General features: G+C 48.9%; 14 protein-coding genes. 8 read left to right on the top strand and 6 right to left on the bottom strand.

Annotated elements, in window-relative coordinates:
- Window positions 1-267: 267 nt before the first annotated feature.
- The 3 genes from Q0882_RS15495 to Q0882_RS15485 form a co-directional block, all read right to left on the bottom strand.
- Complete coding sequence (locus Q0882_RS15495; RefSeq protein WP_299183514.1) at window positions 268-390, bottom strand: hypothetical protein; 123 nt, start codon at window positions 388-390, stop codon at window positions 268-270.
- A 247-nt stretch (window positions 391-637) separates the two neighbouring features.
- The gene (locus Q0882_RS15490; protein ID WP_299183511.1) at window positions 638-1,312 is read right to left on the bottom strand and encodes a transglutaminase-like cysteine peptidase; all 675 of its coding nucleotides are present in this window, start codon (window positions 1,310-1,312) and stop codon (window positions 638-640) included.
- Window positions 1,313-1,397: 85 nt separating this feature from the next.
- Window positions 1,398-2,024: a cation transporter gene (locus tag Q0882_RS15485; protein WP_299183508.1), complete on the bottom strand. Its 627-nt coding sequence runs from the start codon at window positions 2,022-2,024 to the stop codon at window positions 1,398-1,400.
- A gap of 281 nt (window positions 2,025-2,305) precedes the next feature.
- Between Q0882_RS15485 and Q0882_RS15480 the strand changes: the two genes are divergently transcribed.
- The 3 genes from Q0882_RS15480 (at window position 2,306) to Q0882_RS15470 (ending at window position 4,085) form a co-directional block, all read left to right on the top strand.
- A complete protein-coding gene (locus tag Q0882_RS15480) occupies window positions 2,306-2,869 on the top strand; it encodes a hypothetical protein (protein WP_299183506.1) in 564 nt (187 codons plus the stop codon).
- Window positions 2,870-2,899: 30 nt separating this feature from the next.
- Window positions 2,900-3,397 carry a DsrE family protein gene (locus Q0882_RS15475; protein ID WP_299183504.1) on the top strand — a complete coding sequence of 166 codons (498 nt, stop codon included), beginning with the start codon at window positions 2,900-2,902 and terminating at the stop codon, window positions 3,395-3,397.
- Window positions 3,398-3,479: 82 nt separating this feature from the next.
- A complete protein-coding gene (locus tag Q0882_RS15470; protein WP_299183502.1) occupies window positions 3,480-4,085 on the top strand; it encodes a DUF2799 domain-containing protein in 606 nt (201 codons plus the stop codon).
- Here Q0882_RS15470 and Q0882_RS15465 read toward each other — a convergent pair.
- Window positions 4,082-6,625: an EAL domain-containing protein gene (locus Q0882_RS15465; protein WP_299183499.1), complete on the bottom strand. Its 2,544-nt coding sequence runs from the start codon at window positions 6,623-6,625 to the stop codon at window positions 4,082-4,084. The two genes, Q0882_RS15470 and Q0882_RS15465, sit on opposite strands and share 4 nt — an antisense overlap.
- A gap of 8 nt (window positions 6,626-6,633) precedes the next feature.
- Window positions 6,634-7,548, bottom strand: coding sequence for a substrate-binding domain-containing protein (locus tag Q0882_RS15460; protein ID WP_299183498.1), 915 nt, complete (start codon window positions 7,546-7,548; stop codon window positions 6,634-6,636).
- A gap of 281 nt (window positions 7,549-7,829) precedes the next feature.
- Between Q0882_RS15460 and Q0882_RS15455 the strand changes: the two genes are divergently transcribed.
- Together Q0882_RS15455 and Q0882_RS15450 are read left to right on the top strand one after the other, a co-directional pair.
- Window positions 7,830-9,203 carry a sodium:proline symporter gene (locus tag Q0882_RS15455; protein WP_299183496.1) on the top strand — a complete coding sequence of 458 codons (1,374 nt, stop codon included), beginning with the start codon at window positions 7,830-7,832 and terminating at the stop codon, window positions 9,201-9,203.
- Between the two features lie 15 nt (window positions 9,204-9,218).
- Window positions 9,219-10,046, top strand: a complete 828-nt coding sequence (locus Q0882_RS15450) for a metallophosphoesterase family protein (protein ID WP_299183493.1) — start codon at window positions 9,219-9,221, stop codon at window positions 10,044-10,046.
- Window positions 10,047-10,091: 45 nt separating this feature from the next.
- Here Q0882_RS15450 and Q0882_RS15445 read toward each other — a convergent pair whose 3' ends face one another.
- Entirely contained in the window at window positions 10,092-10,502 is a 411-nt protein-coding gene (locus tag Q0882_RS15445) for a hypothetical protein (protein WP_299183490.1), read from the bottom strand.
- Window positions 10,503-10,747: 245 nt separating this feature from the next.
- Between Q0882_RS15445 and Q0882_RS15440 the strand changes: the two genes are divergently transcribed.
- The 3 genes from Q0882_RS15440 to Q0882_RS15430 all read left to right on the top strand — a co-directional run bounded on the left by Q0882_RS15440 (window position 10,748) and on the right by Q0882_RS15430 (window position 14,784).
- Window positions 10,748-11,905, top strand: coding sequence for an acyl-CoA dehydrogenase family protein (locus Q0882_RS15440; RefSeq protein ID WP_299183487.1), 1,158 nt, complete (start codon window positions 10,748-10,750; stop codon window positions 11,903-11,905).
- A 10-nt stretch (window positions 11,906-11,915) separates the two neighbouring features.
- A complete protein-coding gene (locus Q0882_RS15435) occupies window positions 11,916-13,061 on the top strand; it encodes a CaiB/BaiF CoA-transferase family protein (protein WP_299183484.1) in 1,146 nt (381 codons plus the stop codon).
- Window positions 13,062-13,128: 67 nt separating this feature from the next.
- Window positions 13,129-14,784, top strand: coding sequence for an AMP-binding protein (locus tag Q0882_RS15430; RefSeq protein WP_299183482.1), 1,656 nt, complete (start codon window positions 13,129-13,131; stop codon window positions 14,782-14,784).
- Window positions 14,785-14,796: the final 12 nt, after the last annotated feature.

Genomic DNA, 14,796 nt, shown 5'->3' with positions numbered 1-14,796 from the left:
GGAATTGGTAGACACGCTAGCTTCAGGTGCTAGTGCCTTCACGGGCGTGGGAGTTCGAGTCTCCCCATCTGCACCAATCGCTCCTTTCTTTAAGTATCCTCACTATTAAATCTTAATTTCGATCGCTTATTTACGCCTAGATGCTTGTGTGCGGCTTAAACGCGCAATGACGTTCAGTGATTGATCTGTTATTGGATTGTGAATCAGGAAGGGGCAGAGCATCCTGTGGGGTGTGATGCTCTGCAGGGGACAGGTTTTTAGGCCTGATCAGTTGAGTAAAAGCGCAATCTGTACAATGGCTGGGAAGATCGCAACAACCAATCCACCGATGACCATCAGGACAGATGGGACAACACCGATTACTTCTACATTTTCTTCTACATGACTCATGATGTCGCTCCTGAGATAGGTTTTTTTCAATTACCTTATCTACTGCAGAAGTGATGCCAGCTTTCTTATGTTTTTATCTCATTGATTTATAAGTGTTTAATGTTGGCTTTTGACGTGTCCATTCTCGCGGGTGTCAGTTTGGTCATGACGAATTTGTCATGATGGCATGATGTTTATGGAGTCACGGGTATGAAAAAGCCCCGTTTTAACGGGGCTTTAATAAATAGGGGCTGAGGGATCGTAAGGATTAGCTCTGTTCCTGATCCAGCCGCTGCATGAGATCGGCCCAGTTACGAATCTTCAGGGCGGAATCTACCCGAGTACCCGGAGAGTCTTTACTCCAGACGCCTTCGCCATTGAAATGGAACATCGGAGCAAGATCCGATCGTTCAGACCCCCGTACAATTTGGGTTTTCATATTATCCAGAATCAATGGGTCTGCATGGTCATCTTCATAGTAGGCAAGTACCATATGTGCCTGTCGTGTCTCCTTGACCTGTACATAGGAGACTTTTAGATGATCAACGGGGATACCCAGCTCAAGCAGTGTGAAGTACTTGGCGATGGAGAAGTCTTCACAATCTCCGGCGTTGCGGATCAGGCTCTCAATGGGTGTTGCCCAATAATCTTTCTGTTTCCACAGTTCCTGATCTTCCGTCCACTTCATCTGATTAAAGAAGTTGTTTACCAGTTCTAATTTTTCAGCATCAGTTTTGTTTTTACTGTCGGACATCAGCTGATTCCAGGAGTTGAAACGTGCAGATGTCTCCTGATCGTATTCATGCTGGATCTTTTTCAGTTGTTTGGCGGGCAGGATTTTTTGCATATGACCTGCGTGAGCCGGGTTGATAGCGTACAACGATGCCAGGATCGAAAAGTGCAGCAGTTTAAGGTTGCAGATTTTCTTAGCCATCTTCATCATGGTCTACTCCTGGCTGGTTAAAAAGTGTACGAATCTCTAACTCTATCTAAAACATCTACCGCCTGCAAAATTAATTAACACTTATTCACTTACTGCACTTGCCGGCTTCAATCTGACTGCTTCTGACCTGTTGCAGGATCTGCACAGAGGACCAGGTAAAGAGTCCGGCCATTATGCTGGCGACGATCAGGTCCGGCCATGCTGAGCTGCTTTGCCAAACACCCGCTGCAGCCAGGATGACGGCCAAATTGCCAATCGCATCGTTTCTGCTACATAGCCACACCGAACGCACATTGGCATCGCCATTGCGAAAACGCAGTAAAATCAGGACACTGAGAACATTCGCTGCAAATGCGAGTAATCCTACAGCTCCCATTGTACTGGCTTCTGGAACCTTCAAAATGGTGACGCGATAAAGGGTCATCCCAAAAACAAAGAGTCCCATAACGAATAGACTGAGCGCTTTAAAGAGCGCCGCTCTGTTCCTGACCTCCAGGGACCTTCCGATCACTAACAGAGACAGTGAGTAGGTTGCGGTGTCCCCCAGAAAATCCAGAGCATCAGCTTGAAGTGCCTGTGAGCTAGCTTGAAAGCTTGCACCTGTTTCAACCAGAAACAGAGTTGCGTTGATGGCGATAACCCACCATAGGGCTTTCTTATAGGCTTTTGATGCACCGTCAAAGCTTTGATCATTTTGACAACATGAACCCATCTTTTCTCCAATATCTTCCTATTTTTACAGCATCGGAATAACAAGCTGAGATGATCAGAGTGTGGTGCTGGCTTCTGAACTCTATCCAAAAAGCCTGCCTCGCTTGTTAAATCTGGCTGAAGGCCCTATTCGGTTCTGCCATATCTTTTAAGTCTAATATACGTTTTATCTGAAGATTACTAAATTGATGGGGGTAGGCAAAATCAGTACACAAGTACCATAGCGATTCACCCTATCCGGCATAAACTGAAACAGAACAGTTTATGGGCTGGAGGGAAGCTATGGATCAGGGTTACCGATTTTGGACGGTCTTTAGGGCACTTTTGCTGATTGTCGTATCTGCGAGTGGTCATGCCGCCCCGCTAGATGGGAAAAAGCAGATTATTCTGCTGGATAAGCAGGGTAATGAATCGATCATTGGAACCGTAGATTTTACCCCGGGGATCTCTGGCAGCCACTATGAACTGCATATGGATCATAGTGGCTTTACGGATTATTTTTTATCGATGAAAGAGATGAAATGTCTTGAGGGGCCTGAACTCTGGTGCCACCTTGCGTACCCCTATGAGCAGCCGCATCTGGTGACTCAGGAAGATCTGAGCTGGTTATCACATGATCTGCTGTTTATGTATAAAAAGAGGGAGGAGTTCGGTGCCAACTTCTGGAATGGAATCTACTACCAGATGCATATAGAGGATGGAGTGATCAACGGAGAAGCGCAGGCGGTAGACCTGAATCTGCTGGCATCTCCACCGGATGATCTCTCTGTTCCTCCCATGAATGAGGGTGAGCGGGATGAGCTTGATCGGGATAAGCGCTGGTTACCTGATCTGATTATCCGGTAAATTTAACGCCGCTATTGTAGGGTTCTGTTCATGTATTACTACCTTCAAACTGTTCTGCTGAGCATTGTACTAATGGGCAGCAGTGGCTCATATGCTAAAACCGCGTATAACGACTCTGCTGCATTAAATGGCCTGTCTGAAGCCAAAGCGGTCTTTCTAATCGATTTCAAAACTGCGAAGAAAACCGCTTTCTACATGGATCTTATCGTAGGAACCTATGACGGTATGGTCAGGCAGGGAGTTAAGCCGGAGATGGTCGTCGTTATTATCGGGCCTACGGTTAAGTTCCTCAGCCAGACTGCTGATCCGGAACTCACTTTTGAATATGAGGAAGCATTTACTTCCATTCAGGCCAGTATTCAGGCACTGCATCTGCGAGGCGTACGTATGGAGGTCTGTGCAATCGCTACAGAGCTCTTTCAGATTGATAATCAGCACTTACCAAAAGCGCTGGATCTGGTGGCTGATGGCTTTGTTTCTCTGATTGGATGGCAGACCCAGGGCTATAAACTCGTACCGGTCTTCTGAGACCTGGAGGCCTGCGGTTTCAACTGTATTCAGCTTCAGCGTATTATGCTCCCCTTTTTAGGTGTTGCCAGAGGGATGCTCTATGTTGCGTTTGCTGATTGTTACGGGATCTATTATCAGCCTGTCGGGTTGTGCCAGTCTGAACCAGAGTGAATGCGTAACGGGGGATTGGCAGGGGATTGGGTATCGTGATGGAGCGCAGGGTAAGTCCGAAACATTTGTCGCAGACCATCAGCAAGCGTGTGCGGAGTACCAGATAAGAGTCGATCTCCAGGCATACCTTGAGGGGCGTGGACAGGGTCTTCAGGCTTATTGCCAGCCTGGCAATGGCTACCGACTGGGGCACAAAGGCGCAAAGTACAATCCGGTTTGCCCTAAATCCCTCTCCGCTGAATTTGAAAATGCCTACAGGGAGGGACGAGCGCTCTACCAATTAGAGCAGAGGGTGCGTCAGGTTGAGAACCAGATAAAACGCAACGATCAGCAGATCGATTCACTTCATAAACAGATTGTTCAGGTGGAAAGATCGCTGGTGAGTGAGGGGCTAACCACATCACAAAGACGCAAGCAGCTCGTCGAGTTAAGGGATCTGGAAGCATCTCTGCAGGAAGCTGGCGATCAACGGATCAGCCTCTCCTACGACTTACAACAAGCTGAGTATGATCTGCAGAAACACTTGAGTCGCTAGCTTTTGTTGGGGTGGAGTTTGATAACATTGCTGGAGTGATGCCGATGGTAGAAGCTGGTCAGTTCTGAAAAACTGAGCGGCTTGGAGTAGTAATACCCCTGAATCTCATCACATCCCTCCTTAATCAGGAAGTTGAGCTGGGCCTCATTTTCGACCCCTTCTGCTGTCAGAGCTAGATCAAAGCTCTTTGCTAATCCAATGATAGCTCGCACCAGAGCGATGCTGTTGTCATCATGGGGGAGGTCATCTACAAACGACTTATCTACTTTAAGTCGTGTGACGGGGAGTTTTTGCAGATAGCTCATGGCGGAATAACCTGTTCCAAAGTCATCGATCGCAATTCCCAGCCCCATAGTGCGTAATGTATTCAGGGTATGAATTGCATCGTCGAGATCATCTGCCAGATAACTTTCAGTGATCTCCAGTTCGAGTTGTTCAGGACGGATGCCGCTCTCATCAATAATGCGTGACAGGTTTGCAATGAAGTTTCGGTTGCTGAGTTGAATGTTGGAGAGATTGACGCCGATATAGCGTAACCGCACACCCTGTTTAGCCAGCTGCATAAAATCATTGCATGCCTGTTGTAACACCCAGCCACCCATCTCGCTAATATAGCCATACTCTTCGGCTACAGGAATGAACGCTGCGGGGGAGATCAGGCCGTAGCCGGGGCGATTCCAGCGAATCAATGCCTCAACCGAGACGATCTCTCCGGTGGTAACAGAGACCTTGGGTTGGTAGAGCAGGCTGAATTCCTCTTTTGTTTTCAGTGCTTCGCGTAGTGCCTGAGTGATAGAGGCTCTTTCGTTAACAATGCGTGATAGGTCGTCAGAGAAGAAGCAGAAGTTGTCACGACCCAGCTCTTTAGATTTATACATCGCCATATCAGCGTTTTTGATGAGGGTGACGCTGTCGGTACCATCTTGAGGAAATACCGAGATACCTACACTAGCTGAGATATTAAGAACCTGATTAGCTACGGAGAAGGGTTGTTCAATCAGTTTAAGGTAGTGATCGGCAATTGTTTCCAGCTGTTGAATGCTTTCAACCTTTTCAATCAGCAGATTGAATTCATCACCGCCGATACGCGCCAGAGTATCGCTTTTGCGGACATGATTTCTCAGACGTTCTGCCACCCGTTCCAATAGTTGGTCGCCAACGATATGCCCCTGAGTATCGTTGACCTGCTTAAACTGGTCCAGATCGATAAAGAAAAGTGCCAACTGCTCGTTATTTCTGCGAGCTAGCTCCAGTGCATGTTCCAGTCGAAGTGAGAAGAAGCGCCGGTTAGGTAGATTGGTCAAGGCATCGTGATTGGAAAGGTACTCCATTCGGTCTTTGGATTGTTCCAGAGAGTCCTCTCTGATACGGACTGTTTTCGCCAGTTCGTTGATGCTGTGAGAGATCACTTCAAATTCATCTGCAGTCTGTAAATTAGCTGACCTGCTGTAATCCTGTTGTTCTATCTTCTCAACCTGATTCATCACGATACTGAGTGGCTTGTAGACCAGACGTTTGATAAAAACCGACATTAAAATCAGGGATAGAAGCGCAATCAGGATAATAATAGCGAGCAGGTGCTCTCGGTTTTCATGCAGAGCCTGGTTCAGGGGTGCTTTATCAAGGGATGCCAGCAGGCTCACTGTGGCTTCATCTGCTTTGATTCCGATAGCGCTCATATAATTGTGACTGGATTGGTTGATCGCTATCGTCTGCACCTGTTCTAGTTCGGAGAGAAACCCTGATGGCTTAGTGGTCTGTGTAGTAGGGAGGAGTTGCAATTCAATGTTCAGATCCTGGCCCAGTTTAGAAAAATACTGACTATCCAGTTTTTTCCACATCTCAATGTGGGCGAACAGATTGTTATCCTGTGGGCTATTTAAACTCAGATGGGACCGTATAAATAATGCGTTGTTATTGTAGTTGTAGGTCAGTGCCTGCGGATTGTTGCTAATGTAGTAATCACTGTGCAGATAGTCGATCTGATCCAGACTCAGTGTGCTGATAGGAACCTGGTTAAACGAATCGGCTTGTTCATGTCGACTGTAGAGTTCTGGTTTGCCGGATTGATAGGTGATGTAATTCAGGTGGTAGCCGTCTGCTTTCTTGATAACGTAGCTGACAAGTTCTCCATTATGGTTGTACAGCAGGATATGGGTGTTGAAAGAGAGTTTAACCCTTCTCAGCAGTTCCAGCGTCAGACTTTTTTTCTCTTCATCGATCAGAAATGTGTTGTAGTTTTTGCGGTCTTCATAGCGCTGAAGGAGGTTGAGGGACGCGATGGTAGGTGTGTGTTGTCCAATGAACTGAATCCCGTCGATTAACTCCTGCTCTATGTCATCAAATCGGTGTTGGATTGTGTCAAAGGCATGCCGCATGCGACTTTCAGTCGTGTGTAAAAAACTCTTCTGCAGAAAAGAATCAAAATAGAGCCCCAGAGCGATCAGTAACAGACAGATCACAGATGTCACCAGTATGGCAAACTTTCTGGTCAGGCTTTGCCCACGCAACTTTGTTCGGTTTAGATTGGCATGCAGCATAATGAGCCTCAAAAAATCGGATCAACCTGATCGACATTGTCCTTTGTGATGAGAAGATCAGCAGGCAGCTTTAGGTGACGCTTTACCGGTTGCTTTTGCAGCAGCTTTACTGCCGCATCGACGGCATCATCCCCCCCTAAAGGGAAATAGATAGAGGCTGTCTGAGTTCCACTGATAATAGCTTGTCGGGCCTCATCAATGTAATCCACCCCCACGCTGATAATCGAGTCCGGATCGATACCCTGTTGTTCGATGACGGGGCGAACGCCGCTTAGCATACTATCGCTTTCAGCAAAGATGGCATCAAACCGGAAGCCTTGCTGTATTAATTCTTCAGTTGCCAGCAGGGCATCTTTACGTAGGAAGTTGCCGGTACGTCGTGTGACCTGCAGCTCTGGGTACTGTCCGACAACGTTGAGAAACCCCTCAGATCGATGTTGGGTGACATCGGCACCTTGAATGCCTTCGAGGAGTAATACCCGGCCCTGGCCTTTAAGTTGTTTGGCAATGTATTCGCCGGCGATTGCACCAATCTGACGATTATCTGAATTGATAAAGGTTGAATAGGATTGGGTATCAACACCCCGATCAAGAATGATCACTTTAATACCTTTACTGTGTGCTTTTTCAATCACAGGGACGACGGTCTTTGAATCATTAGTACCGATAATCAGGGCATCTACCTGTTGGCTGATAAACTGCTCAATCTGATGCATGAGGAGGGAGGTTCTGCCCTGGGCATCAGAAAATATGAACTCTACTGCCGGGTAATGTTTTGCGCGATCAGCCGCTTCCTCAACTTGAGCACGGCGGAAGTCGTTCTGCATATCATCCTGCGCGAAGGCAATTTTGAAAACAGGATTGGCTGTACTGACCATAGGTATCAGGCAGATGATCAGGGCATATAAATATCTTTTAAACATACTGGTTCTCTGCAACTGTGTTGGTTTAAAAACAGATCTCCACCCGCTCATCAGGTGCAAAACAACATGACTCTAGACTCATGATAGATGACTTTAATCCACTGAGAAAAAAGGGATATCGGGATTCAGTCACTGACTTGATATAAATCACGCATACTTATTATGGTTAATTGGGTTGTGGTTGCATAGAGTACAGTTTTTTATCTCGCGAGGTTGAACCCTGGTGTGCTCTTTCTGTCTCATCTCCATATCGCTCGCAACGGCATGACTAGGAGTTATGGATGGAAATTTGGTTGGCTGCTCTGGTTGTAATGTTAGCACTGGTTTCAATGGTGCTTTCTCGCAGGGTTAACCATGAGAATGGTTTTTATCGAGGGCAGTCGGCACAGGGTAGAGCCCCGGGACTACTGACGCTGATCTTTTCTCAGGTCACAACGTGGATCTTTGCGCGTTCATTACTCAATGCTGCAATTCTCGGTTTTTATTACGGTATTTGGGGCACGCTAGCGTACGCTGCTTATTACCTCTCGTTTCTGACAGGGGGGCGTATTATCGATTACCTCCGGTTTGAGCGAGGCTATACGAGTGTACAGCTGTTTTTGGCTGATCAATTCGGTCATTGGGGAACGCGCTGTTATAACTTCGTCATCGGAGTGCGATTGATTAGTGAGGTATTCGCTAACTTGCTGGTGATCGGAATCCTCTTTGGTGCGGTCGGCACTGAGTCCTATACCCTGGCGGTTATCGGTCTGGCTTTAGTGACTCTGATCTATTCGGCACTGGGGGGATTACAGGCTTCACTGCGCACCGATCTGTTTCAGATGATCGTGTTTATCCTTGTACTGGTGACTCTGCTGGCGCTGGTGGCCGGGCATGGTTATTTCAACAGTGAGCTGCTGCAGTTTAAACCGTTTGAGATCTCTGAACCGGGCCCTATTTTGCTGCTGGTGGCGCTGTTACAGGTATGGAGCTACCCGATGCATGATCCGGTGATGATGGATCGTGGCTTTTTGGCAGATCGTGAGACGACCCGACGCAGTTTCATACATGCCGGATGGATCAGTGCACTCTGCATTATGGCGTTTGGTTCCCTAGGGATCATTGCAGGGGCGAATGCCTTAGAGGGTGAGGCGATGAACGCCGCTTTAACCCGATTACTGGGCGAACTGCCGATGTTCCTGTTCAGCGCCACGTTGATAATTTCTGCGATGTCGACACTGGACAGTACCCTGACAAGTGCTGCGAAGATGATGGTGGTGGATATGCGTGTGATGCCGCTGAATCTGCGAAGTGGCCGGATTGTCATGGCGTTATTCATGCTGGCCGGTTTAGCGATGGTCTTTTGGGGTAACAAGGATCTCTTCAGTGCGGTTGCGGTCAGCGGTACAGCATCGATGTATCTGCTTCCAGTGATCCTATTCAGCCTCTGGGGTGGACGTAGGGATATTCCTGTGTGGAGTTACACTGGTAGTTTTTTCCTGGCGTTAGGTGGAGCGATCCTCTATTTCACAGAGTCATCAGGGCACTCTCAGCTGTTGGGTGAAGTTCACAAATATACTAAGTTACTCTGGATCTGTGTCGTAGTGATGTTGGGTGGGTGTCTGCTCTTCCTGCTCGGTGGCAGTCGTCAAAAACAACTTCAACCTGTGACCTGACAGGGGTGTATTGAGATGGATCTGGGAGAGTTCAACGGAACAGTACTGGTGTTTGGAGGCCCCTACAGTAATCTGCCGGCAACAGAGGCTGTCAGGGCGGTGGCCGGCGCCAGAGAGATTCCTCCTGAAAGGGTGATATGTACCGGTGACCTTGTTGCCTATTGTGCGAGTCCAGCGCAGACCGTTTCGCTTATACAGGCGTGGGGGTGTCCGGTGGTGATGGGCAATTGCGAGGAATCCCTGGCCAGTGATGCCCAGGATTGTGGGTGTGGGTTTGATCAGGACTCAACCTGCTCCCTGTTATCTGTAGAGTGGTATCGCTTTGCCAAAAGAGAGGTGCTGCTGGAGCAAACTCGTTGGATGGCTTCACTTCCCCGCCAGCTGAGTTTTACTCTTCAGGGAAAACGTTTCACTGTTATTCATGGCAGTGCTTCCCGGATCAATGAGTTTATCTTTGCCAGTAGTGATCCTGCATATAAAGCACAACAGCTACGCTTAACTCAGTCAGATGTGCTGATCGGTGGGCATTCAGGTATCCCCTTTGGTCAGCAAGTGGATAATGGCTTCTGGCTAAACAGTGGTGTCATAGGGATGCCTGCCAATGATGGTACCCGAGAGGGCTGGTATCTGCTGCTGACTCCTAAAGCAGATGGGGTCGAAGCCAGTTGGCACAGGCTGAGTTACGATTGGAAGGCAGCGGTTGAAACCATGCGTAAAGCGGAGGTATCACTACCCTACGCTGAGTCTCTGCAAAGCGGTGTTTGGCCGAGTGTGGATATTCTCCCCAGACGTGAAGCCGGCGAAACGGGCAGGCCGATCTCTCTGCAGACGCTGCTCTTGTAGTGCTGTACCCGGTGGATTAACCGGTCACAGCACTCGCATCTATATCTACTCCACATGGGTTACCAGGATCTCTCCAATCTGATCGGGTGATCTGTTCAGGCGGAAACAGAAACCAGAGAAGCGTTCGAACTGATCATCAGTCTGCAGGTCCAGCGCTAACTGTTGTGTTTGAATCACCTCTCCCTGTTTATTGATGACCACCGCTTCGATATAGCCTTGATCTAATCCGCGGCTCAGCCAGTCCCGGGTGAGTCGACCGTTCAGCTCCCAGCCATGAGTCGATCTCTCTAAGTGCGTTGATCTGACAATTACGTCATTGGAGCTTTGTAAGCTGATCTGAACCCCATTATCGACGTACCGCTTAGCTTCTATCGCTTGGGCGCCCACAGATAAGAGTAGCCCGCTCAGAAGGGTGGCGACTTTGCTCAAGTGGGTGTGTTGAATATTTATTCGCATATCTACACTCCTCAGGGGATTTGACTGCTCTCCTGAATCCCCTGTCATATTGGTGAATCATTGGACATTTTTCTCAGAGGTAAGTTGCAGGTATCAGACGGCTCGGAAGCCGCTTGTCACGTAAATTTAATCGATATAAATGGGCACTCGTCAGCTACAAGTTGAGTAATCTTCATCCACTCTCTGCTTTACGAGCGTGAAAATATAGGGTATAGATTAGGGTAAACCCTTACATGGAAACCCTTATGGATCTCTCATTAACAGAAGAACAACAATTAATCCAAGACACTGCAAAACGTTTTGCTGAGAGTGAGCTGGCGCCGGTTGCTGAAGAGCTGGACCAGACAAAAGACAAATCCATCCTGCTGACCAATTGTAAGAAGCTCGCTGAACTGGGCTTTATGGGACTGAATATTCAGGGTGAGTATGGCGGAACGGAAGCCGGTGTGGTGGCTTTCAGTTTAGCGATGACTGAGATCGCCCGTGCCTGTGCATCTACAGCGGTCACTATGTCAGTGACTAACATGGTTGCTGAAGTGATTCAGGCGATGGGCACAGAGGAGCAGAAAAACAGATACCTGCCTCTGATCTGCAGTGGTGAATACCGTGCAGGGAGCTTCTGTCTGACTGAGTCCGGTGCAGGCTCAGATCCAGCCTCTATGCGTACCCAGGCAGTTAAAACTGAAAACGGATACGCGATCAGCGGCACTAAACAGTGGATCACCAGTGCTGAGTTTGCCGGTGTCTTTGTCGTTTGGGCAGTCACAGACCCTGAAGCGAAGAAAGGAAAAGGGATCACCTGCTTCCTGGTAGATGCGGATAGTGCTGGTATCACAGTAGGTCCGGCTGAGAAGAAAATGGGACAGCATGGTTCTGCAACGAATGAGGTTCACTTCGACAATGTTGAAGTGCCGGAGTCTGCCATTCTTGGAAAACTGAATGATGGCTTCCGCTTGGCTGTTGCTGAGTTAGCGGGTGGTCGTATTGGGATCGGGTCACTGGCACTGGGTGTGGGGCTTGCAGCGATGGACTATGCGGTTGCATACACACAGGAACGTAAACAGTTTGGCCGTCCGATAGCTGATTTCCAGGGGTTACAGTGGATGATCGCCGACCGGTGTACCGAGTTGGAAGCGGCTAGATTGTTACTGATGAACGCGGCAGATCGCAAAGAGCGCGGTTTACCTTTTGCTAAAGAAGCGTCTATGGCCAAAGTCTTTGCCAGTGAGAAGGCGAATCAGGCCTGTTATTCAGCGTTACAACTGTTAGGCGGCTATGGCTATATGCAGGAGTATCCGCTGGAGCGTTATGCGCGAGATGTTCGTATCACGTCGATCTATGAAGGAACCAGTGAGGTTCAGCGTTTGATCATTGCCCGTGAAATTATGCGAGAGCATGGTTGAGGCTACATTGATGAAACCCCTTTCAGGACTGAAGGTTCTAGATTTCTCGACGCTGCTTCCAGGGCCCTATGCGACGATGTTGATGGCTGATCTGGGTGCAGAGATTGTGCGTGTTGAATCACCAACGCGGGATGATCTGGTGCGAAATATGCGCCCACAGATCGATGGTCAATCGGCAGCATTTCGTTATCTCAACCGGGGTAAAGAGTCGATCGCACTGGATCTTAAACATCCGGAATCAGCACAGGTGATATACAAGCTCCTGGAGGAGTTTGACATTGTTCTTGAGCAGTTTCGCCCCGGCGTTATGGCGCGTTTAGGCCTGGGTTATGAACAGCTTAAGGCGGTTAAACCTGATCTGATCTACTGCTCTGTAACCGGGTTTGGTCAGAGTGGTGACTATGCTGATCGGGCCGGACATGATCTGAACTTTCTCGCACTTTCCGGTGTTGCCAGCCATATGGGGCGGGCTTCACAAGGGCCTTGCCCACTGGGGGTGCAGGTAGCAGATATCGCTTCAGGTTCCCACCCTGCAGTGATCGCCATGCTGGCGGCAGTGATTCGGCGGGATCGTCAGGGTGTAGGGTCGCAGATCGATATCTCAATGACTGACAACAGTCTGGCTCTGCAAGCGCTGTTGGCGCCGGGTGCATTGAATGGTGGAGAGCAGCCGACCTACGAGAGCCACTTTCTTAATGGAGGTGGCTTTTATGATTACTACCGCACCCAGGATGATCGCTATCTGGCGGTAGGCAGTCTTGAACCACAGTTTAAACAACGGCTTCTTGAGACGTTGGGTGCGACAGAGCTGGCCTGTCTTGATGATATGACATTGAAACTGCGCTTGCAGGCGATATTCATTACTGAACCCCTTGAGGTGTGGCAGCAGCGTTTTGCTAACGTCGACGCCTGTGTAGAGCCGGTACTGACCATAGCTGAAGCAGCCGACCATCCAGTGTTTACATCGCGTGAGATGATTCAGCAGGGGGAGAGCGGAGAGCTACAGGTGGCATCAGCCCTTCGGTTTGATCAGCAGGTCACACCGTTAGCGAAGTCGGCTCCATTACGGGGCGAGAATACAGACACGCTGTTAACCCGAGCGGGGTTAGCTGAAAGTGAAATTTCAAAACTCAGGGATGCAGGTGTGTTTGGTTGATAGAGAGATCAGCCAGCCGTACAGAACCTGATTACAGAATAACAATGATAAGTATGAGAGAAATAAAATGACTACGGAAAACTATCAGGACTATTACGATAAGTTTGATCCGGCCATGATCGAAAAGCTGATGATCGGCAATCTGCAAGATGGCTTCAACGTTTGTGAAGAGATTGTGGATAAATGGGCGGAGGGTGACCGGGTTGCGCTGAAATATGAAGGTGCTGAGCGTCCGGCTTCACAGCTGACATTCGTTGAGCTTAAGGAGAAAGCTGCGCAGTTTGCGAATTTCCTCAAATCACAGGGTATTGGGAAGGGTGACCGTGTTGCGGCCCTGTTACCGCGTACACCTGAACTGTTGGTTGTCATCATGGGTACCCTGCGTGCGGGTGCAGTGTATCAACCGCTATTTACTGCATTTGGTCCTGGTGCGATAGAGTACCGCGTACAGCAGGCCAGCACTAAAATGGTAATTACAGATCCAGCCAACCGTTCGAAGTTGGATGATGTTTGTGGTTGCCCTCCGATCCTGACGGTCAATCAGGCACAGGCGGACGCGAAATATGCAGATGATCGTGATTTTGCAGCGGAAGTCGAGAGTCAGTCTACTGAGTTTACCCCTGTACGTATCGGTAAAGATGATCCGTTCCTGCAGATGTTTACCTCCGGTACTGTGGGTAAATCCAAAGGGGTGGCTGTTCCAAGCCGAGCGATTCTCTCATTCTATATCTACATGCGCTTTGCGGTGGGTTTGCGTCCGGAAGATACCTACTGGAACGTAGCTGATCCAGGTTGGGCGTACGGTCTCTACTATGCGGTGGTTGGTCCACTCCTGTTAGGTAATACAACCCACTTCTGCGAAGCGGCGTTTACCCCTGAAACCACTTACGACATGTTGCGTAAGTACAATATCACCAACCTGGCAGCAGCGCCGACAGCGTATCGCTTGCTGATGGCGAATGATGATGTGCTGGGAGCTGATGATAAATTTGATCTGCGCGTAGCCAGCAGTGCAGGTGAACCGTTGAATCCGGAAGTGATTAGCTGGGTTGATAAGCGTCTGGGCTGCCCTGTCATGGATCACTACGGTCAGACTGAGACCGGTATGACTGCCTGTAACCACCATGACCTTGAGCAGGATGTTGTGCGTGTAGGTTCTATGGGCTTCTCAATGCCTGGGCATCGCGTTGTAGCGCTGGATGGCGACTATAACGAGATCCCTGAGGGCGAAACAGGCCAACTGGCAGTCGACGTTGAGAATTCACCGCTGTTCTTTTTCCAGGGCTACACCTGGCAGGAGAAAAATCCGTTCCACGGTAAATATTATCTGACTGGCGATGTGGTCATGAGCCATGGTGACGGTAGCTACTCCTTTACCGGCCGTGATGACGATATCATCACCACTGCAGGTTATCGTGTAGGGCCAGCAGATGTTGAAAGCACGCTGTTGGAACATGATGCTGTGGCTGAGTCCGGTGTGATCGGTAAACCGGATCCGAAACGTGGATCGATCATCAAAGCGTATGTTGTGATCAAGCGTGAATTTGATCCGACCGACGAGTTGAAAGAGGAGTTGAAACAGTTGGTGCGTAACCGCCTCTCAACCCACGCCTTCCCGCGTGAAATTGAGTTTATGCATGAGCTGCCAAAAACACCGAGCGGTAAGATCCAGCGCTTTATTCTGCGTAATAAAGCGCGGGATGAGAGTGATTCCAACAGCTGATACGGAGCAGTA

Source organism: uncultured Neptuniibacter sp. (genome assembly GCF_947498015.1).
Lineage (GTDB): Bacteria > Pseudomonadota > Gammaproteobacteria > Pseudomonadales > Balneatricaceae > Neptuniibacter.
This window is presented reverse-complemented; position numbering and strand designations above follow the sequence as displayed.